The organism is Paraburkholderia sp. GAS206C (assembly GCF_050435645.1).
Classification (GTDB): Bacteria; Pseudomonadota; Gammaproteobacteria; order Burkholderiales; family Burkholderiaceae; genus Paraburkholderia; species Paraburkholderia phenazinium_B.
Genome location: NZ_JBNDKR010000008.1, coordinates 325,620 through 344,703 on the forward strand (window position 1 = coordinate 325,620; position 19,084 = coordinate 344,703).

Annotated in this window: 14 protein-coding genes; 1 reads left to right on the plus strand and 13 read right to left on the minus strand. The window is 63.3% G+C overall.

Going from position 1 to position 19,084, the window contains the following annotated elements; translation table 11 throughout:
- Positions 1-111 precede the first annotated feature (111 nt).
- From panE to P3T20_RS23655, 7 genes are all read right to left on the minus strand, one after another.
- Positions 112-1,050 carry a 2-dehydropantoate 2-reductase gene (panE, locus tag P3T20_RS23625; RefSeq protein ID WP_429288034.1) on the minus strand — a complete coding sequence of 313 codons (939 nt, stop codon included), beginning with the start codon at positions 1,048-1,050 and terminating at the stop codon, positions 112-114.
- 198 nt (positions 1,051-1,248) lie between these two features.
- A complete protein-coding gene (locus tag P3T20_RS23630) occupies positions 1,249-2,433 on the minus strand; it encodes a thiolase family protein (protein WP_429288035.1) in 1,185 nt (394 codons plus the stop codon).
- Positions 2,434-2,494: 61 nt separating this feature from the next.
- The gene (locus P3T20_RS23635) at positions 2,495-3,916 is read right to left on the minus strand and encodes an efflux transporter outer membrane subunit (protein ID WP_429288036.1); all 1,422 of its coding nucleotides are present in this window, start codon (positions 3,914-3,916) and stop codon (positions 2,495-2,497) included.
- Between the two features lie 20 nt (positions 3,917-3,936).
- Positions 3,937-5,505 carry a DHA2 family efflux MFS transporter permease subunit gene (locus P3T20_RS23640; RefSeq protein ID WP_429288037.1) on the minus strand — a complete coding sequence of 523 codons (1,569 nt, stop codon included), beginning with the start codon at positions 5,503-5,505 and terminating at the stop codon, positions 3,937-3,939.
- Between the two features lie 61 nt (positions 5,506-5,566).
- Positions 5,567-6,670 (minus strand): HlyD family secretion protein, encoded by a 1,104-nt coding sequence (locus P3T20_RS23645; RefSeq protein WP_429288038.1) that lies wholly within the window; start codon positions 6,668-6,670, stop codon positions 5,567-5,569.
- 74 nt (positions 6,671-6,744) lie between these two features.
- Positions 6,745-7,161, minus strand: coding sequence for a MarR family winged helix-turn-helix transcriptional regulator (locus P3T20_RS23650; protein ID WP_074267721.1), 417 nt, complete (start codon positions 7,159-7,161; stop codon positions 6,745-6,747).
- Between the two features lie 101 nt (positions 7,162-7,262).
- Complete coding sequence (locus P3T20_RS23655; protein WP_074267720.1) at positions 7,263-7,688, minus strand: MarR family winged helix-turn-helix transcriptional regulator; 426 nt, start codon at positions 7,686-7,688, stop codon at positions 7,263-7,265.
- Between the two features lie 195 nt (positions 7,689-7,883).
- Between P3T20_RS23655 and fliD the strand changes: the two genes are divergently transcribed.
- Entirely contained in the window at positions 7,884-9,371 is a 1,488-nt protein-coding gene (gene fliD, locus P3T20_RS23660; protein WP_429288039.1) for a flagellar filament capping protein FliD, read from the plus strand.
- Between the two features lie 17 nt (positions 9,372-9,388).
- On the opposite strand, the gene P3T20_RS23665 is transcribed toward fliD, so the two are convergent.
- From P3T20_RS23665 to P3T20_RS23690, 6 genes are all read right to left on the minus strand, one after another.
- On the minus strand, positions 9,389-10,156 hold the full coding sequence (locus P3T20_RS23665; RefSeq protein ID WP_429288040.1) for an amino acid ABC transporter ATP-binding protein: 768 nt from the start codon (positions 10,154-10,156) through the stop codon (positions 9,389-9,391).
- Positions 10,153-10,821, minus strand: a complete 669-nt coding sequence (locus P3T20_RS23670) for an amino acid ABC transporter permease (RefSeq protein ID WP_074267717.1) — start codon at positions 10,819-10,821, stop codon at positions 10,153-10,155. The genes P3T20_RS23665 and P3T20_RS23670 overlap by 4 nt, the downstream gene beginning before the upstream one ends.
- A gap of 17 nt (positions 10,822-10,838) precedes the next feature.
- Complete coding sequence (locus tag P3T20_RS23675; RefSeq protein WP_429288041.1) at positions 10,839-11,594, minus strand: transporter substrate-binding domain-containing protein; 756 nt, start codon at positions 11,592-11,594, stop codon at positions 10,839-10,841.
- Between the two features lie 61 nt (positions 11,595-11,655).
- Positions 11,656-12,549 carry a transglutaminase family protein gene (locus P3T20_RS23680; RefSeq protein WP_429288042.1) on the minus strand — a complete coding sequence of 298 codons (894 nt, stop codon included), beginning with the start codon at positions 12,547-12,549 and terminating at the stop codon, positions 11,656-11,658.
- Positions 12,546-15,179 (minus strand): circularly permuted type 2 ATP-grasp protein, encoded by a 2,634-nt coding sequence (locus P3T20_RS23685; protein ID WP_429288043.1) that lies wholly within the window; start codon positions 15,177-15,179, stop codon positions 12,546-12,548. The genes P3T20_RS23680 and P3T20_RS23685 overlap by 4 nt, the downstream gene beginning before the upstream one ends.
- A 27-nt stretch (positions 15,180-15,206) precedes the next feature.
- Entirely contained in the window at positions 15,207-18,752 is a 3,546-nt protein-coding gene (locus P3T20_RS23690; RefSeq protein ID WP_429288044.1) for a DUF2126 domain-containing protein, read from the minus strand.
- Positions 18,753-19,084 lie beyond the last annotated feature (332 nt).

Genomic DNA, 19,084 nt, shown 5'->3' on the forward strand with positions numbered 1-19,084 from the left:
GTTCGCGGCCTGATCGATTCTACTGCATGGCATGTTTCGTTCTAAGGCGTGCTGTGCGCCGTGCGCCGCAAAACCTCGCCAGCGGCGCCCCAACGCCCGGCTATTACCCGACTATTCAGCCGTGCGTGCCTGACGAGCCTCGTAGGCCTTCAAATGGCTATACGCGATGCGCAACAGCGACAGTCCCGAATCGCGCTGTTGCGCCGATCCGCCGCGCTGGATCAGATCGCCGAGAATGTGGTCCGCTTCCGTGCGGGCGTGATTTTCGACATCGCGCAGCATGGAAGCCGTCAACGGCGAAGGAGTGAACAGTGTCTGGTTGGCACGCGCGTCGAACTTCGGCCCCATCGAGAAGCCGTTGTGCTCCGCCACGGCGCGGCATTCGCCGAGCACGCCTTCGATCACACGACGGCCATCCGGCGCACTCAGAATATCGGCCACTGCGCCACGGAACAGGCACGTGCTCGCCGCGAGCGTTGCGAGAAACACCCACTTTTCCCACATGCCCAGCAGAATATTGTCGCTCGTCGCGACGTCGAAACCTGCGCCGGACATGACCTCGCCAATTGCGCGCACGCGCTCCGACAGGCCGCCTTCCAGTTCGCCAAAAGAGATTGCCTGAGATTCGTTCAGGTGAACGATCTCGCGCTCGCGGTTGAGTGTCGCTGCGATAAAGCATTGACCACCGAGCACACGCGCAGCGCCGAACTTCTGCGTAAGGACATCGATGTGCCGCATGCCGTTGAGCAACGGCATGATCACCGTCGACGAGCCGACGAAAGGTTCGAACGACGCGATCGCATCGTCGAGGTTGTAGGCCTTGCAGCTCAGCACGACCAGATCGAACGGCTCGGCGGTATCACCTGTCTGCACGGTCTTGACGTCACGCAGCGTGGCGTCGCCGTGCGCGCTCTTGATGACAAGGCCGGCACGCCGCAACTCTTCGGCCCGGCCGGCTCGCACGAGGAATGTCACGTCACGGCCAGCCTGAACCAGACGGCCGCCGAAGTAGCCGCCCACCGCACCTGCACCTACAACTAGAATTCGCATCGCTTTGTCTCTCGGGAGAATGTGTTGCGCCGTTCACGGGCACTGTGCCGCCCGCCGCCTGAAGGCCGCGGGACGCGAACCGGCGCATCTGCGTGAATGTAGCAAAAATTCCCGGTCCGCATCGACGCGGTGTGCATTGGGCAGCTCGCCTCCCTGCGCGCGCGCATTGGTGGCGACGCCGCTCCGCTTTCGCAAGGCTCAGAGAATTTCGAGCGCCAGCGCGATGCCCTGGCCGCCGCCGATGCACAACGTCACGATCCCGCGCTTGAGGCCATCGCGGCGCATCGAGTGGATCAGACGAGTGGTCAGCACGGCGCCCGTTGCGCCGATCGGATGACCGTGTGCGATCGCCCCACCTTCGACATTGACGAGCGCTTCGTCGAGGCCGAGCCTGCGCAACACGGCAATCGGCACAGCGGCAAAGGCCTCGTTGATCTCGACCCGCTCGACGTCCTTCAACTGCCAGCCGGCGCGCGCCAGCGCCATCTGTACGGCCGGCACCGGCCCAAGCCCGAACATGCCGGGCTCGACCGCCGCCACGCCGTACGCGACGAGCCGCGCAAACGGCTCGATGCCGTGCGACTCAGCAAAGCCGCGCTCCGCAACCACCATCGCTGCCGCACCGCTGTTCAGACCCGGCGCGTTACCGGCGGTAATCGTGCCGTCGGGGCGGAACGCCGGACGCAGCCTGGCCAGCGTTTCCACCGTGGTGTCCGGACGAGGTTGCTCGTCGCGTGAGAATGGCTGCGGTCCCTTGCGTCCTTCGATCTGCACGCTCACTACCTCGGCATCGAACAGGCCGCGCTTCTGCGCCGCCGCGAAACGCTGTTGCGAACGTGCGGCCCAGCGGTCCTGCGCCTCGCGCGTGATGTCCATCAGCGTCACGAGGTCTTCGGTATGCCAGCCGGAATGCTCGCCGGAAAACGCATCCAGCAAACCATCGCGCAGCATGCTGTCGTGCACCTGAGCGTTGCCCATCCGATAGCCCCAGCGGCCTCCGTCGAGCAGATACGGTGCACGGTCCATGTTTTCCATGCCGCCCGCCACCGCGGCGTCGCCCAGACCCAGCCAGATTTCATTTGCCGCCGATGCGATAGCCTGCGCGCCTGAACCGCAGACACGGTTCACGGTCAACGCCGGTACCGCGACCGGCACACCGCCGCCGATTGCCGCCTGACGCGCCGGGTTCATCCGGTTGCCGGCCTGGATCACATTACCCAGCACCACCGAGCCCAGTCGTTCTGCCGCAAGACCGCTGCGACTCAGCGTCTCGCGCACCGCAACGGCACCGAGATCCGTCGCCGGCACCTCTTTTAGCGTCCCGTTGTAAGCACCAATCGGCGTTCTCACCGGATTGCAGATCACTACATCTCGCTTGCTCATCATCATCTCCCGCTATGAAGTACCGCACGCCTACGCCCCGCATGCGCGAGGCAAGCGTGCCTCAATTGGCGGCCACCGCCGCCGGCGCATCCCATCCGCCGCCCAACGACCGGTACAACGCGACCGTCGCCAGCGCATGCTCGCGCTTCGCCTGATTCAATGCTTCGGAGTCCCGCAGATACGCTTCCTGCGCAGCCAGCACGTCGAGGAAGCTGGAAGCGCCGTCCTTATAGAGTTCGGTAGACAGCCGCAGCGCATGACCGGATGCATCGAGTGCACCGCCCAGACGCTCCACCTGCGTGGAATCGCTGACCAGATCGCTGCGCGTGTCTTCGACTTCCTTGAGCGCCTGCAGCATCGTCTGCTGCAAGCCGAGTTGCGATTCGCGCAGCTTGCTTTGGTGCTCGTCGATATTGGCGGTGATACGGCCCGCGTTGAAAATCGGGCTGGTCGCGTTCAAGGCGGCGCTAAACAGGTTGTCGGTCAGGGTTGGCAAGCCGAGATACGACGACGCCAGCAAACCATCCGCGAGATTCAGATTGAACTGCGGATAACGTTGCGCCTTCGACTGCCCCACTTCCGCTGCACGTTGTTCGACGCTCGCATAGGCAGTCCGCACATCGGGACGGCGCAACAATGCTTCGGAGGGCAGAACTTGCGGCACGCTTTGCGCCGGCACGGGGATATCGCGCGCCGTGGTCAGCAGCAGGTCATTGACGCTTTCCGGCGTACGTCCCGAGTAAACCGCGATCAGACTCAACTGATGCTGGATCGTCGACTGCACATGCGGAATCTGCGCCTGCAGGTCCTGCAACTGGTTCTGCGCACGGGCGACGTCGAGCTGCGTCGACAGGCCATAGTGCAGCCGTTCTTGCGTCAGCTTCAACGCCCGGCTTCGAATCTGCTCGTTGTCGTTCAGGATCTGCAGCTCCGACTGCGCCCAACGCAGATCGATGTAGGCCGACGCAGTGTTGGCCGCGAGCGCGAGGCGCAGTTCGTCGAGCGCACCCTCACGGCCCGAAACCTGAGCCTCGGCAGCCAGCACCGCGAGCCGCTCGCCGCCGAAGACGTCGGGCGTCCAGCTCGCCGCTACGCCGAAGCCAGCCTGACGTACATAGCCGAGCGGTGGCGGCGCATTCTCCCGTTGGTCCGCGGCCGTCGCCGTAGCGTCGAGTTCGGGCAGCAACGTCGAGCGTTGCTGCGTGGTGACGGCCTGTGCCTGCTTGACGCGCTCTACCGCGGCCTGCACATCCAGATTGCTGTTCAGCACTGACTCGACGAGTTGGTGCATCACCGGGTCGCCGAAATGCGTCCACCAGGTATTTGCGTCCACCGTATCTTGCGGTGCGTCGACGCTCCACGCGGCCGGCGCCACAGCCTGAGCCGAGTGTGGCAGATCCGCGTGCGTCTCGGGCTGTACCGCACAGGCCGCGAGTCCCAGAAGCAGCGCACTCGCCATGCTATATGCTGCGATCGATTTCATATCGCTATCCTGATCAATTTCTAATGAGCGTCGGGAGGCGGCACGTTCAGGCCGAACGGACGCGAAAACGCCACGCTCACCAAAGCCACCACAAAACAGAGCGCCACCGCAAGATAGGCGTCGGAGAAGGTCAGCACCAGCGCTTCGCGCATCAGAAGCGTGTGCAGCAAGTCCAGTCCCGCATGGCCAGCATTGAGCGTGTCGCCGCCGATCGCGGCGAGCCGCGCAGCCTGCTGTTGCAGTAACCCTTCGACTATCGGACGCCCGGCGGTGACGTGCTCGTCGAGCCGCTCGTAGTGCAGGTTCAGGCGGTCGTTGAGCATCGTGCTGCTCACTGCAATGCCGATAGCACCGCCCAGGTTTCGCATCAGGTTGAACAGCCCGCTTGCCGAGCGCAGCCGCGATTGCGGCAGCGAACCAAGCGCCATGGTGACTATTGGCGGCACGCAGAACTGCTGGCCGATACCGCGCAACGCCTGCGGCAACAGCAATTCCTGCCAGCCCCATTGGTTAGTCAACGGCACATACAGATAGCAGCCCAGACCAAAACACGCGAGTCCGAAGACCATCAGCCAGCGCATGTTGATCACCCGTGCGAGCCGCGAATACGCCACCAGCGCGATCAATTGAAAACACCCCACGGACAGCAGCGCGATACCAATCTGCAGCGAGTCGAAGCCACGCACGCGCCCGAGGAACACAGGTGTCAGAAACACCGTGCAAAAGAGGCCAATGCCCGTGATGAACGACAGCAGGCTGCCAATGCCGAAGTTGCGGATCGCCAGCGCACGCAAATCGACGATCGGCTCTTTGGCCGTGAACGCATGCACGAGGAACAGAAACCCGCTGACGGCGGAGACCCACGTACACAGCACGATTACGTCGTCGCCGAACCAGTTCTTGCGCGGCCCTTCTTCGAGCACGTATTCGAGGCAGCCGAGAAAAAGCGACATCAGCAGCATGCCGAGGTAGTCGCCTTTTTTTATCAGCGACAGCTCGACTTTATCGATGTGCACGAACTTCGGCACCAGCACCGTGACTAATACGCCCGGCACGAGGTTCAGGTAGAACAGCCAGTGCCATGACCACTGATCGGTGATCCAGCCGCCGATCACCGGGCCGATAGTCGGCGCAAGCGAAGCGAGTGCGCCGATGGTGGTGGACGCAATCAGCCGCTGTTTGCCGGGGAAAAGCACGAACGCGGTGGTGAACACAGTGGGAATCATCGCGGCGCCGAGTGCGCCTTGCAGGCCGCGAAACAGGATCATCGAGTTGATGTCCCACGCGAGACCGCACAGCATGCTGGTGATCGTGAAGCCGAGGGAAGAGAACGCAAACAGCCAGCGCGTCGAAAAAACGCGCGTGAGCCAGCCCGACATCGGGATCACCATGATCTCCGCGATCAGGTACGAGGTCTGCACCCACGAGAGCTCATCCTGGCTGGCGGACAGGCCACCGCCAATATCCCGCAGCGAAGACGCGACGATCTGGATATCCAGCGTGGCCATGAAAAACCCGAGGCACATCAGCGCGAATGCAAACGCCTTGGTGCGGGTGGGCTGGTCGGCAGGGTTCAAGGGTTGGGTCATGGTCGGCAGGTCTCAAACGGACGTGGACGCGAGCGCAGAGCCGCGCGATTCGGCGCTGCGGTCACGAATGCGCCGGCGTGCTGCCGCCGCTGCCGACATGAACCTTCACCGTCGCGGACAAGCCGGGGCGCAGCACGCCCAGCATGTCTGGAGGCACCTCGAGGTGTATCCGCACCGGCACGCGCTGCACGATTTTCGTGAAGTTGCCGGTTGCGTTTTCTGCGGGCAGGACGCTAAAGGTCGCGCCAGTAGCAGGCGCCAGACTGTCGACCACGCCGTGCAGCGACTTGCTGGAAGCGTCGAGCGACACGTCGACCGCATCGCCCACGCGCATCTTCTTCAACTGGTCTTCCTTGAAGTTCGCGTCGACCCACAGACCCGTCGAAGGCACGACCGTCAGCAGCGAAACGCCGGTATTGGCGAGCAACCCCACCTGGGCCGTGCGATTACCAATGTAGCCATCCACCGGCGAGCGGATCGTGGTGTATTCGACGTTCAGCTCCGCGACGCGCTGTGCCGCCTGCGCCGTCGCCACGCGCGCCTGCGCTGCACCGATTTGCGCGTCGAGCACGCTGATCTGGCGCTGCGCGGCCAGCAGCGCCGCGCCGCTGCGATCCACCGCGGCATGCGCCTTGGTGAGATCCGCATCGGCGCGCTCGACGATCTGGTTCGACACGGCTTCATCCTTGACGAGTTCGCGGTAACGGGTCTCGTCCTGGGCACTACGGGTCAACTCCGCGCCCGATGCCTTCACCTCGGCCGCCTGCTCGGCGATGGTTGCCAGTTGCAGCGACTTCCTGGCCTGCAACTCGGTGACCGCTGCCTGGGCGCTCTGGACGTCGGCGGTAGCTTGCGCGAGACGCGCATCGTAATCGCGCGAATCCAGCCGGATCAGTACCTGATTCACCTGCACGTGCTGATTGTCATGGACCAGCAGATCGGTGACGAAACCGTTCACCTTCGGCGCCATCACCGTGACGTCGCCGCCGACGTAGGCATCGTCCGTGGTCTCGACAAAGCGGCCAATCACAAACCAGTACGACAGCGCCGCGGCCAGAACCACGGCCACGGCAATCACCGCGAGCAGCATCCACGGGGTACGTCGTGCCGGTTTTGCGAGGCCGGCGGCGCCGGGCGGAGCAATAGTCGAAGGTGTAGTGGACATGATGATGGTGTGTGTGTATGCACTAAATATTGGTCAAAGCGAGCGTGAAAACCACGCCACCCCTTACCTGATAATCAAGCCTTGGTCATATCGAACAGCTCGCGCCGCAGCGATGCCGCGCGTTGAGCGCCGAAACGGCGCTCGAAGTCGTCCTGCGCCGCGTGCCAGCAAACGCGCGCGGCCGCGAGTTTCGCCTCACCGGCCTCGGTCAGGCTAAGCGCCAGTTCCCTGCCCTTCGTTGCCGCGCTGCGACTCTGCAACAGGCCATCGCGCTGCAGCGGCTGGATCGCACGCACCAGCGTGGTCCGTTCCATCACCATCTGATCCGCCAATACCTTCATCGTCATCGACGCCGCGCGACTGATCCGGCTCAGGATCGAGAACTGCGTGATCGTCAAACCAACCTCGGTGAGATGCCGGTCATAAAGCTGCGACACGTAGCGAGCGGCCTGGCGAATCGCGAAACAATCGTCATCGGGGAACACCTGCATCTCGTCGATCCTGATTCCAAGTGCATACGCACTTACCAGCATAAAAGATGATCGCCAACCTTACAGCCTTGCAGTGCTAACGGGCGCGTCCGGTGGCCGCTTCACTCAGCGGTCATACCGAACAGTTCAGCCCGCAACGCCTTCGCCCTCGCGTGGCCGAACTTTCCTTCGAACTCGGCTTGCGCGTTGTGCCATGCCGCGGATCCCTGCGCGAAGGTCGCCTTGCCCGCTTCCGACAAGCTGAGCAGATAGGTCCGCCCATCGTGCTCCGATGCTTCGCTAACCACCAAACCATCGCGCTGCAGCGGTTTGAGCGCTCGCACCAGCGTTGTGCGGTCCATCACCATCGAATCGGCCATCTCGACCATGGTGGCCGGTGCCCGCCGCGCCAGCTTCGCCAGAATCGTGAACTGCGCAGCCGTCAGCCCCACCTCGCCGAGATGGCGCTCGTAAAGCTGCGTAACATAGCGGGCGGCTTGCCGCAGCGCGAAGCAATTGCACTCGTCGTAAGAGATAGGTCGGGTCATGAGAGCGAGTCTATATGTGCGTACACACAGAGTCAAGAAGCAAGCAAATCGAAAACTTCTTGTAATCTCCTCGAATACGTTATTACAATATCTTACAAATCGATTCACCGGGGTTAGAGCGGCTTGGGCACTTGTTTGAGCGCCCGCTTACCGCCGTTTCTATGTATCAAAAAAGACGCGAGGGGCTAACACGTCATGACAACGGTAACCAGCAACACCGCTTCCAGTTCAGCGAGCGCCGCACTCCAGGAAGCCGCGCAATCGATCATCAGCGGCTCGACCAACTCGACTACTGACGTGAACGCCCTCGTCACAGCGCTCGTCAATGCGAAAGTGGCCGGCAAAACGGCCATGCTCGCCAGCCAGGCGACGCGCGACAACAATCAGTTGACCGCACTCGGCACATTGAAGTCGGTCCTGTCGCTGATGCAAAGCGCCTTGACGCCGCTCGCAAACGGCACCGCCTTCTCGAGTTTCACGGCCACCGCCAGCGGCAAGGGGCTCACCGCCACTGCCGGCAAAGGCGCTGTGGCTGGAAGCTACACGGTCGACGTCGACAACATTGCCTCCTCGCAGTCCATCACCTCGGGCGCGTTCAGCAGCAAAGAGGCGCTCGGCTCTGGCTCGCTGAAGATATCGTTGGGCGGCAACAGCACCACGATCAATATCGAACCGGGCAAGAGCACGCTTGCCGATATTGCCGCGGCTATCAACTCGGCATCCGGTAATCCGGGCGTGTCGGCCACGGTCGTCAACGGCGTGGACGGTACGCATCTGTTGCTGCACTCCACCTCCACAGGGCTGGCTAACGGCATCAACGTGCAGGTCACCTCTAGCGACGCTGAACTCAACAAGCTCAGCGTCAAAACCAGCACCTCGACCACGACGCCTGCCACCACGGTAGTGGACGATTCGGGCAACTGGAAGCAAAGCGTTGCCGGCCAGGACGCGCATTTCAGTATCTCCGGCATGGCGATCGCGAGTGCGAGCAACACCGTCACCTCGGCGATCGACGGCTTGACGCTAAACCTTTCCGACGATGCCGTAGGCAACCCGCAGACGCTGACGATCGCGCAGGACGTCACCGATCAGAAGACCGCCATTGGCGCGTTCGTCACGGCGTACAACAACTTCGTCACCGCGGCGGCTTCGTTCACGGGCTTCGATGCAACGAAGGCGGCCGGTTCCCAGGGTAGCGTGCTGCTCGGCGACTCGACGCTCAACGCGATCCGCAACACGCTCTCCGGCGCGATGAGCGGCGGCGTGAAACAGGGTAGCGGCGCGGCGAATCTCGCAGGGATCGGCATCACGTTTCAGAAAGACGGTACGCTCAAGATCGACGATGCCAGACTGACTAGCGCGTTGAGTAACGACTCGACAGCGGTCTCAGCGCTCTTCAATTCGAAGACTGGTCTGGCTGCGTCGCTGGACACGTCGCTTACGTCGTTCCTGAAGACCGGCGGTTTGCTCGATACGCACTCCGCAGCGCTCACTACTGATCTGAAATCGCTGACCACCCAGCAGGACCAGCTCACCGATTACACGGACAAGCTCACCAAGCGGTATGAGGCGCAGTTCACGGCGCTCAATCAGTTGATGGCGCAGACCAGCCACAACGCAGACTATCTGACCGCGTTGTTTGGCGGGAAGAATAGTGATGGGGCGCTGGCGAATAACAAGTAGGTCGCCAACCGCACACCTCACCCCCGCGACAAGACAGCCTGCAAAAAAACCTGTGTCCGCGGTTGAGTCGGCGCCGAGAAAATCTCCGAGGGCGGACCGGCTTCGACAATCACGCCGCCGTCCATCACTACGACGACGTCGGCGACTTCTCTCGCGAAGCCCATTTCGTGCGTGACGACTACCATCGTCATACCTTCGCTAGCCAGCAGTTTCATCACCTGCAGCACTTCCCCAACCAGTTCCGGGTCAAGCGCCGAGGTGGGCTCATCGAACAGCATCACACGCGGCTGCATGGCGAGAGCGCGCGCAATCGCAACACGTTGCTTCTGGCCACCCGAAAGACTGGCGGGCATCGCATCGGCCTTATGTGCAAGGCCAACCTTCTCAAGCAACGCCAGCGCCGCGGCGTCAGCATCGCCTTTGCTCAAACCACGCAACATGCGCGGCCCCACGGTAATGTTATGCAGTACGGACAGATGCGGAAACAGATTGAACGACTGAAACACCATACCCACTTCAGCACGCAACGCATTGAGCGAGCGCTCCTTGAGCATGACGCCGTGATCCACCAGACGATGTCCGCAAATATCGACGGTGCCCCCCTCGGCCTGCTCGAGCCCATTGCAGCAGCGCAGAAACGTGCTCTTGCCCGAGCCGCTCGGCCCGATCACGACCACCACTTGCTGCGGCTGAATGTCGAAGTCGATGCCGTTCAACACCACATGCGAGCCAAACGATTTGGTCAGTCCGCGAATCTGAACGATAGGTTGCGATGCGTCGTTCATTGCACCATGCCCCCTGCGCGCAGATGGCGTTCGACGCGATGCAGCGCGTAATGCGTCGCCTGGGTCAACACGAGATAGACCAGCGCAATGACGAGATACACCTCGAGCGAACGATACGACACGCTGATGATCTTCTGTCCTTCATGCATGAGATCGTCGATCGTCAGCAGCGAAACCAGCGCCGAGTTCTTGATCAGCGCAATGAACTCGTTGCCGAGCGGCGGGATCATCCGCACCACGGCCTGCGGGAGAATGATGGCGCGCATCGCCTGCCCCGACGACATGCCGATCGAGCGTGCCGCCTCCATTTGCCCGCGGTCCACGGATTGAATCGCCCCGCGTACGATCTCGGACACATACGCAGCCGAATACAGCCCAAGCCCAAGCACGCCGCACACGAACGCAGGCAACAGGATGCCGAACTGCGGCAAGCCGAAGAACAGCAAAAACAGTTGCACAAGCAACGGCGTACCGCGAAAGAACGTCAGATAAGCAGTACAAAACCCGTACAGCACGCGGCGTTTCGGCGTAAGCCGGCCAATGCCGATAAGAAGTCCGAGCACACAACTCAGCGCAAGCGCCGCGGCAGTCACTTCCACGGTGACGAGCGCACCGTGTGCGATGTCGCTCCAGCCTGCGACGACCGGCGAGAAATCGAGTTCCATCTGGATGGCTTAGCCGTTTACTGTGCGTCGGCGCCGAACCATTTGCGGACAATCGCCGTGTAGGTGCCGTCCGCCTTGATCTTCGCAAGCGCGGTGTTCAACGCGGTCTTCAGTTCAGGCTCGTCCTTACGGACCGCAATGCCGTATTGCTCGGTGGTGAGCTGCTGGCTGATCACGCGAAAACCGCCGCGCGTTTTCGCCAGTTGATAAGCAGCAGGCTTGCCGGTGACGGCAGCGTCGACGCGGCCAATGCCGACCAGATCGAACATCTCCTGATTCTTCTCCACCTCGACGCGCTGCACTTGCGGGTAGTTGTCACGCAGGAAGTTGACCGACTTCGTGCCCACCTGCACCGAGATCTTCTTGCCGTTCAGGTCGGTGAGTGCCTTGATGGGCGAATCGGTTTTCACCAGCGCGACGAGACCACCTGCATAGTATGGCTCGGTGAAGTCGACCACTTTGGCGCGCTCGTCCGTGATGTAGATCGCCGAAATCGCAATGTCGAAGCGGTGCGCAATCAGACCCGGAATCAGGCCTTTGAAGTCGATATCGGTCCACTGCACGGTCTTGCCCATCACCTTCGCCAGCGCATTCATGATGTCGATATCGAAGCCGGTACGCGCGCCGTTTTCGGTGAACTCCATCGGCGGGAAGGTGGCGTCGGTGGCGACCTGCAGCACGTTGGCGCCTTGCGCGGAAGCGGTCCCGGAGAAACCGGCGAACGTGACGGCGAGCGCGAAACACGCGAGAGACAACAGGCGATGCAGTTTCAAGGCGGCGCTCCTTAAGAGGATCAATGAAAGGCTCGATGCAAGGATCAATGCGACGCTCGATTCACTCAAGCGGAAGCACGCTCACCCCCACTTCAACACGATGCGCCCCGCCACCGAGAATCATCCCGCGCAACAAGGATACATCGCTGTAATCGCGGCCAATGGCCAGCGTCACGTGATCCATATCGGCCAGCACGTCATTGGTAGGATCGAGATCGATCCAGCCGCTGCCGGGGCAATGCACCGACACCCACGCATGCGACGCATCCGCGCCAATCAGGCGCGGCTGTCCGGGCGGCGGATCGTTGCGCAGATAGCCGCTGACGTAGCGCGCCGGCAGCCCAAGCGAGCGCAGACAGCCGATCATCACCTGCGCAAAATCCTGGCACACGCCGCTCTTGAGTTCGAAGGCGCGCTCGGCCGGCGTATCGAACATCGTCGCCGAAGGCTTGTAGTCGAAGTCCTCGTAAATGCGATGCATCAGGTCGATCGCTCCAGCTGCGATCGGCGTGCCGGGCGCGAAGCTCGGCAGCGCATAGGCACGCAATGCGGGCCGCAGCGTGATATTCGGCGAAGCAAAACAGAACTCGACTTCGGGCCGGAATTCGCCGCCCACGCGAAAACGCAGCGCCTCGGCCACCTCGTCCCAAGCCGGCGTGGTCTCCGGATCGAGCTGCGTCCAGCGCGGCGTCAGTTCCACGGTCGTTTCGCTGATCATTTGCAACCGTTCGTGCGGCGCATCGAGCGTGAAGTACAGCACATCGTTGCCGAATGCGTCGACCCGGCTATGCAGATACGACGGCTGCGGTTCGATCGTCTCTTCGTGCGAGATGACACGCTGCCACTCGCACTCCAGCGGCCGGATCGTCGCCAGATGCTGGGCGGTCTCGACGAACGTCGAATAACGATAAGTGGTGCGATGCGAAACCGACAGGATGGTCTGCGCGGTCTTCATGACGATACCTGCGAAGCGAGCGTGTTGGCGTGGCTGAAATAGCGCGCGCTGATTTCATTGGCCGCGGCGGCGGCAAAGGCGCCGAGTTCGTCGCACACCTGGATCAGTGCGACATAGGCGCCGTTTTCATCCGTTTGGCACAGGCTTTCGAGCGATGGCAGCGTGCCGGGCGGCGGCATCAGATCGACAAACGAGCGACTCCGGGCGCTGCCCGCCGCAATCGAAATCTCGTCGAGCTTGCCGCACAGGCGCTCGTAGACCCCGTATAAACCACGCGGATTGGTCGGCTCGACCACCAGCAGATCGATTAGCGCCGGAACTTCGAGACGCCCCGGATAGAGCGAGCGATACGTGAGCGTGCTGTCGAAAAGCTGCAGCAGCAGATCGAATCCGGCGGGCGTTGCAAGCTGTCCCTTATCGGCTACCACGCGCAGGATCGACGTCATCGCCGCGACCCGCTCGATATGCCGGCCGGCGAACAACAGACGCCACGCTTCGTCGCGCGTCATGCGGTCGCCTTGCGCGCCGCTGATCGCCGAGAGCTGGGTCGCGAGGTGTTCGAGCGCATCCATCAAGGTAACGCGGTCATAGCGGTCGTAGCGTCCGCTGCCGGCCGACGCGGCGGCGCCGTTCGAACCATTGCCGCCCGCCTGCGACACGCTCGCCGGCATAAGCCTCTGCAACGCGTCGCGGAAATCGTTGCGCGCGGCGAGAATCGTGCGCCAATGATCATTCGACAGGCGGCCACGAATCTCGCCACTCGCCCGCGCCTGCGCAGACAGCACCTGGCCGATGCTGGCCGCGCCGTTGGCCTCGTGCAGATTGGCCACCAGCGTCCGCTCGAAGGCCTGCAGCGAGTCCTCGGCGCGCACGTCACCGGATTGCACCAGGCCGCAGTACAAGGCCAGTTCGACCAGCGTCTCGAACATCGCGTCCGCGTCGGCGCTTTCGAGCGAGCCGAGAATCAGGCGCAACAGCCGCACGTTGTTTTCAGCGCGCTCGCTATAGCGGCCGGCCCAGAACAGATTCTCCGCGGCACGGCTCGACACCGTACGATGCTTGCGCGCGAGATCGGCGGGCTGCATCGGCGATGGCAACAGCGTGAACGTGGAGATCGGCTGGCTCGATAGCACCCACGTGTCGACGCTGCTACCGCCGAACTGCATCGAGACGGTGGCCTGCCGTTCCGCCGCGAGGCGCGTGAAGCCGCCAGGCATCACATGCCAGCCGCCGTCGAAATCCGCGATGGCATACACGCGCAGCACCGACGGCCGACGGCCAAGCGTGCCGTCCTCGAAACGAGGCGTGCACGAATACGGCAACGGAAGCTGGATCGTGAAGTTATCGGGCAGCGCTTCAATACGGCTGCGCCACGCTTCGAGATTCTGTAGACCTTGCTCCAGTCCAGGTGGACTGTCGCGCCGCGCCGCGGGCCAGGTCGGCACGAGAAAGGCTTCATCCAGCCGCCTGAAGGCATGCTCGCGAGCCGCTTCCTCGCCGCACCACCACGTCGGCACGCCCGGCAGCAGCAGATCTTCGCCCAGCAGCGCCTCGGCGATGCCCGGCAGAAAGCCGTGCAACGCGGGCGATTCGACGAAGCCCGAGCCCGGCACGTTCGAGACGATCACGTTACCTGCCCGCATCACCTGCAACAGACCAGGCACACCGATGCTCGAATCCGCGCGTAGCTCGACCGGATCGCAAAACGCGTCGTCGAGGCGGCGCAGCACCACGTGCACGCGCTCGAGTCCTGCGAGCGTCTTCAGATACAGCTTGTCGTCGCGCACCGTGAGGTCTTTGCCCTCGACGAGCGTCACGCCCAGGTAGCGCGCCAGAAAAACATGTTCGAAATAGGTTTCGCTGAACGGCCCCGGCGTGAGCAGTGCGATATGCGGGGAACTGTCCGCGGCGTCGCCATGCATCACGGCGCGCGCCGACTCCACCAGCGTGGCGATCAGTTGCGAATAGGTCGGCGCGAGCCGGTTCACATGCAGCGAGCGGAACGGCTCGGCAAACTGGCTCGAAACGATCAGCCGGTTTTCCAGCGCGTAGCCGAGGCCCGACGGCGCCTCGGTACGATGCGACATCACGGTCCAGTTGCCGTTAGACGCACGCGCCAGATCGACGGCGACAACGTGCAGATACTGGCCGCCCGGAGGCGTAAAGCCGCGCACGGAACGCAGATAACCCGGATGGCCGAACACCAGCGCCGGCGGCAACTGCCCATTCTGCAGCAGGGTCTGTGGGCCATAAACATCGGCCACCACCGCGTTCAGCAACTGCGCACGCTGCATCACGCCCTGCTCGATTTCGGCCCACTCGGCCTCGCCAATCAGTAACGGTAAGAGATCGAGCGCCCACGGCCGTGGCTCGCCCTTGTCCGCGTAGACGTTGTAGCTGATGTCGTTATCGCGGATCTGCTGCGCGACCGAGGCGGTGTTGTTTTCAAGCCTGGCGATACCGTCTTCGCCTAGCAGATCGAAAAACTGCCGCCACGGTTCGCGCAACGCCCCGGACGAATCGAGCAACTCGTCCCAGTGCCCATCGCGGACCGGCAGCACCCGCAGGAGCGACAGCGCATCCGCGTGAGCCGCGGTTGCCTCAAAGGGAAAAGTCGATTGAAAGGCCAAGGTCGTGTCAGGTTAATTGTTTTCAGATCACCAGTAGCGTAAGTCCAGCGTGAACGGGAATTCCAGGCTGCGTTGCGGCGCTTCGGCCACGAGCGGCCCAGGTGTATGACCCATCGTGAAGAAGCGCGCGCGCCGCCGGCTTTCGGCCTCGTACGCGTTGACCGGGAAGGTCTGGTAATTGCGCCCACCCGGATGAGCCACATGATACTGGCATCCGCCTATGGATCGCCCAGTCCAATTGTCAACAAGGTCAAAAACCAGCGGTGCGTCGACGCCAATCGTCGGATGCAAGGCCGACGGTTGCGACCACGCGCGATAGCGTACGCCGGCCACGTACTCGCTGACACGGCCCGTGGGCTGCAGCGGCAACGGCACGCCGTTGACCGTCACGACGTGGCGGTTCTCGTTCAGACCGAGTACTCGCACTTCGAGCCGCTCCACCGACGAATCGACATAGCGCACCGTACCGCCGGGCGCCCCCTCCTCGCCCATCACGTGCCACGGTTCGAGCGCACTGCGGATGGACAGCGTCACGCCGCTGGTGGTGGTTTCGCCCACCAGCGGGAAACGGAACTCGAAATGCGGCGCGAACCACGAGCGGTCGAACGCGTAGCCAGCCTCGGCCAGGTCCGCGAGCACGTCGTCGAAATCCATCTGCACAAACGTGCCGAGCAGGAAACGGTCGTGCAATTCCGTGCCCCAGCGCGTGAGCCGCGCGGTGTACGGCGTCTTCCAGAAGCGCGCCACCAGCGCGCGCAGCAGCAACTGCTGGACCAGGCTCATGCGCGCATGCGGCGGCATTTCGAAACCACGCAGCTCGAGCAGACCGAGGCGGCCGGTCGGGCCATCGGGCGAATAGAGCTTGTCGACGCAGAACTCGGCGCGGTGCGTGTTGCCGGTGACGTCGATCAGGATATTGCGCAGCGACCGGTCGATCATCCACGACGGCAGTTGCCCGCCCTCGCGGCCGCCGAGCAGGTCGATCTGCCGCTGCAGTTCCCGGAACGCGATCTCCAGTTCGTAGACCTGGTCGTTGCGCGCCTCGTCGACGCGTGGCGCCTGGCTGGTCGGTCCGATAAACAGGCCCGAGAACAGATACGACAGCGAAGGATGGTTGATCCAGTACGCCACCAGGCTAGCAAGCAGATCCGGCCTGCGCAGGAACGGACTGTCAGCCGGCGTCGCGCCGCCGAGCACGAAGTGATTGCCGCCGCCGGTGCCGGTGTGGCGGCCGTCGGTCATGAACTTCTCGGTGCTCAGATAGGTTTCGTGCGCCGACTGATAGAGGTACTCGGTGTGATCGACCAGTTGATCCCAGCTCGAAGCCGGGTGGATGTTCACTTCGATCACGCCCGGGTCCGGCGTCACTTGCAGCAACTTCAGACGCTGATCGCGCGGCGGCGGGTAGCCTTCGATGACGATCTTCATGCCCAGTTCGGCGGCGGTCGCTTCGACGGCGGCCAGCAGATCCAGGTAGTCGTCGAGCTCGGTCAGCGGCGGCATGAAGACGTGCAACATCTTGCGACCGCTGCCGAAGGTTTCGGTTTCGACCTTCGGACCGGCTGCGCGGGCCGGGTCGCGCGCTTCGACGCACAGTGCGGTGCGGGTGATCCAGCTTGCCGATTCACCGCGTTCGGGCACGCGCAGGGAGGCGCGTGAGGCGTCTGAAGCGTCGGCGCCAATGCCGGTGCCCGTGCCCGTGCCTGTACCGCCAAGACCGCTGCCGGCTGTGCCCAACGCCGCAGCGCCGCTAACGCCACCATGGCCCGCTGCGCCCTGGCCATCCGCTGCGTTAGCATCTGCGCCAGAAGCACCGCCCGCACGCCCCGCCCCACCCGTGCTGCCTTCATACTGCATGCGCAACTGCGCCGCGCTGCGCAGCGGCGCAGGCGGCGCGAACGGATCGTGCGCGTGCTGGTACGGATAGTCCGTCTCCGAGACCCACGGCAGCGCATCGAGCGGCAAGCGGTAGCCCATCGGCGAATCGCCAGGGATCAGATACATCCGGTCTCCGCGGAAATACCACGGCCCGGTGACCCAACGCGGCCCTTGCAGCGGCAGATCACGTTCGCGCGACAGCGGCAGCACGTAGCCCGTCACCGACGCCAGCCCGCTGTCGTACACACGTCGCAGGCGCACGCGCTCCATCTCGTCATCGAGACGCGATTCGAACGGATCGACGTTGACCGGCAGGCGACGCTCGCGCCACAGGTAGTACCACGTGTCCTCGTAACCAGGCTTGATGAACTGCGTATCAAGCGCGAGCTTGCCCGTCAGGTGGGTCAGGAAACGCCTTGCGTCCTCGGCGGTATAGCTGCCCGGCTCGCGCTCGTCGGCGAACAGCGTGTGGTCGTGCCAGCACGGCTCGCCATCTGCACGCCAGTACAGCGACAGCGCCCAGCGCGGCAGTTGCTCGCCCGGATACCACTTGCCCTGACCGATATGCAGGAAGCCATTCGCGCCATACCGCGCGCGCAGCTTGTCCATCAACCCGACCGCGTAGCTGCGCTTGGTCGGCCCCAGCGCGTCTGTGTTCCATTCCGCGGCGTCGCGGTCGCGCACCGCGACGAAGGTCGGCTCGCCACCCATCGTCAGGCGCACGTCCATGGCCTCCAGTTCGCGGTCCACGTGCGCGCCCATCTGCAGCACGTCGGACCACACTTCCTCGGTGTACGGCTTGGTGACGCGCGGGGTTTCCAGCACCCGCTGAATCGACATCGTGTGCTCGAACTCGACTTCCGACTCGTCGACCGCGCCCGAAATCGGCGCGGCGCTGCCCGGTTCCGGCGTACAGGCGACGGGAATGTGTCCCTCGCCCGCCAGCAGACCCGAGGTCGGGTCGAGGCCGATCCAACCCGCGCCCGGCAAATACACTTCGCACCACGCGTGCAGGTCGGTGAAGTCGATTTCGGTGCCGCTCGGGCCGTCCAGCGACTTGGTATCCGGTGCCAGTTGCAGCAGATAGCCGGACACGAAGCGCGCCGCGAGCCCCAGTTGGCGCAGTGTCTCGACCAGCAGCCAGCCCGAGTCGCGGCACGAGCCGGCAGCCGTGGTGAGGGTCTCTTCGGGCGTCTGCACGCCAGGTTCCATGCGGATCAGGTAACGAATCTCGCGCTGCAACCGCTGGTTGATCTCGACCAGAAAATCCGCCGTGACCTTGGGCGAGCGGTCGATGCTCGCCACGAATTCGGCAAAGCGCGGCGTCGGCTCACGCTTGACCAGATACGGCGCCAGCTCGGCTGCGAGGCCAGGCGCGTACTCGAACGGGAATTTCTCGGCAGACGGCTCGAGGAAAAAGTCGAACGGGTTATAGACGGCCATTTCGGCCACCAGATCTACCGTGATCTTGAACTCGCGGGTCTTCTCGGGAAACACCAGCCGCGCCTGGTAGTTGGCGAAGGCATCCTGCTGCCAGTTGATGAAATGCTCGGCCGGTTCGACGCGCATCGAATAAGACACGATCGGGGTACGGCAATGGGGCGCCGGACGCAGCCGCACGACTTGCGGCGACAGTCCGACGAGGCGGTCATAACGATAATGTGTGACATGGTTCAGCGCGACACGTATAGACACACCTGACTCCTGGGCGAAGAATGGCAGCCCGCCAAAAAGCAAGCTTCATGCCGTTGGTAGAAAAACTTTCCGGGTTCGGTCCTGATTCGACCCGGCTTTGGCCTGCCGGCCGGAAAACACACCCTGCACGCATCGCAGTGGACGTTGCAGCCTTCGCGAGCCCGCGCGCGAGCGTCGAGCGCCCTTCGCCAGCCCGCCCCGCAACGGGCGTTGCCGACCGCGCGCACCAAAGCGGCGCACTCCACATGCCCCATCATGCACGTAATGTGCGTTAAACCAGTGACCTCTGGCAAATGCGGCATGAAGATTGCGGCATCCTCCGCGACAGTCAC

What these genes read in the sequence shown, in the direction of transcription:
- panE (WP_429288034.1), bottom strand. Translation starts at nt 1,050, where the DNA reads ATGCGAATTCTAGTTGTAGGTGCAGGTGCGGTGGGCGGCTACTTCGGC.
- P3T20_RS23650 (WP_074267721.1), bottom strand. Translation starts at nt 7,161, where the DNA reads ATGCAGGTGTTCCCCGATGACGATTGTTTCGCGATTCGCCAGGCCGCT.
- fliD (WP_429288039.1), top strand. Translation starts at nt 7,884, where the DNA reads ATGACAACGGTAACCAGCAACACCGCTTCCAGTTCAGCGAGCGCCGCA.
- P3T20_RS23640 (WP_429288037.1), bottom strand. Translation starts at nt 5,505, where the DNA reads ATGACCCAACCCTTGAACCCTGCCGACCAGCCCACCCGCACCAAGGCG.
- P3T20_RS23630 (WP_429288035.1), bottom strand. Translation starts at nt 2,433, where the DNA reads ATGAGCAAGCGAGATGTAGTGATCTGCAATCCGGTGAGAACGCCGATT.
- P3T20_RS23670 (WP_074267717.1), bottom strand. Translation starts at nt 10,821, where the DNA reads ATGGAACTCGATTTCTCGCCGGTCGTCGCAGGCTGGAGCGACATCGCA.
- P3T20_RS23665 (WP_429288040.1), bottom strand. Translation starts at nt 10,156, where the DNA reads ATGAACGACGCATCGCAACCTATCGTTCAGATTCGCGGACTGACCAAA.
- P3T20_RS23645 (WP_429288038.1), bottom strand. Translation starts at nt 6,670, where the DNA reads ATGTCCACTACACCTTCGACTATTGCTCCGCCCGGCGCCGCCGGCCTC.
- P3T20_RS23655 (WP_074267720.1), bottom strand. Translation starts at nt 7,688, where the DNA reads ATGACCCGACCTATCTCTTACGACGAGTGCAATTGCTTCGCGCTGCGG.
- P3T20_RS23680 (WP_429288042.1), bottom strand. Translation starts at nt 12,549, where the DNA reads ATGAAGACCGCGCAGACCATCCTGTCGGTTTCGCATCGCACCACTTAT.
- P3T20_RS23635 (WP_429288036.1), bottom strand. Translation starts at nt 3,916, where the DNA reads ATGAAATCGATCGCAGCATATAGCATGGCGAGTGCGCTGCTTCTGGGA.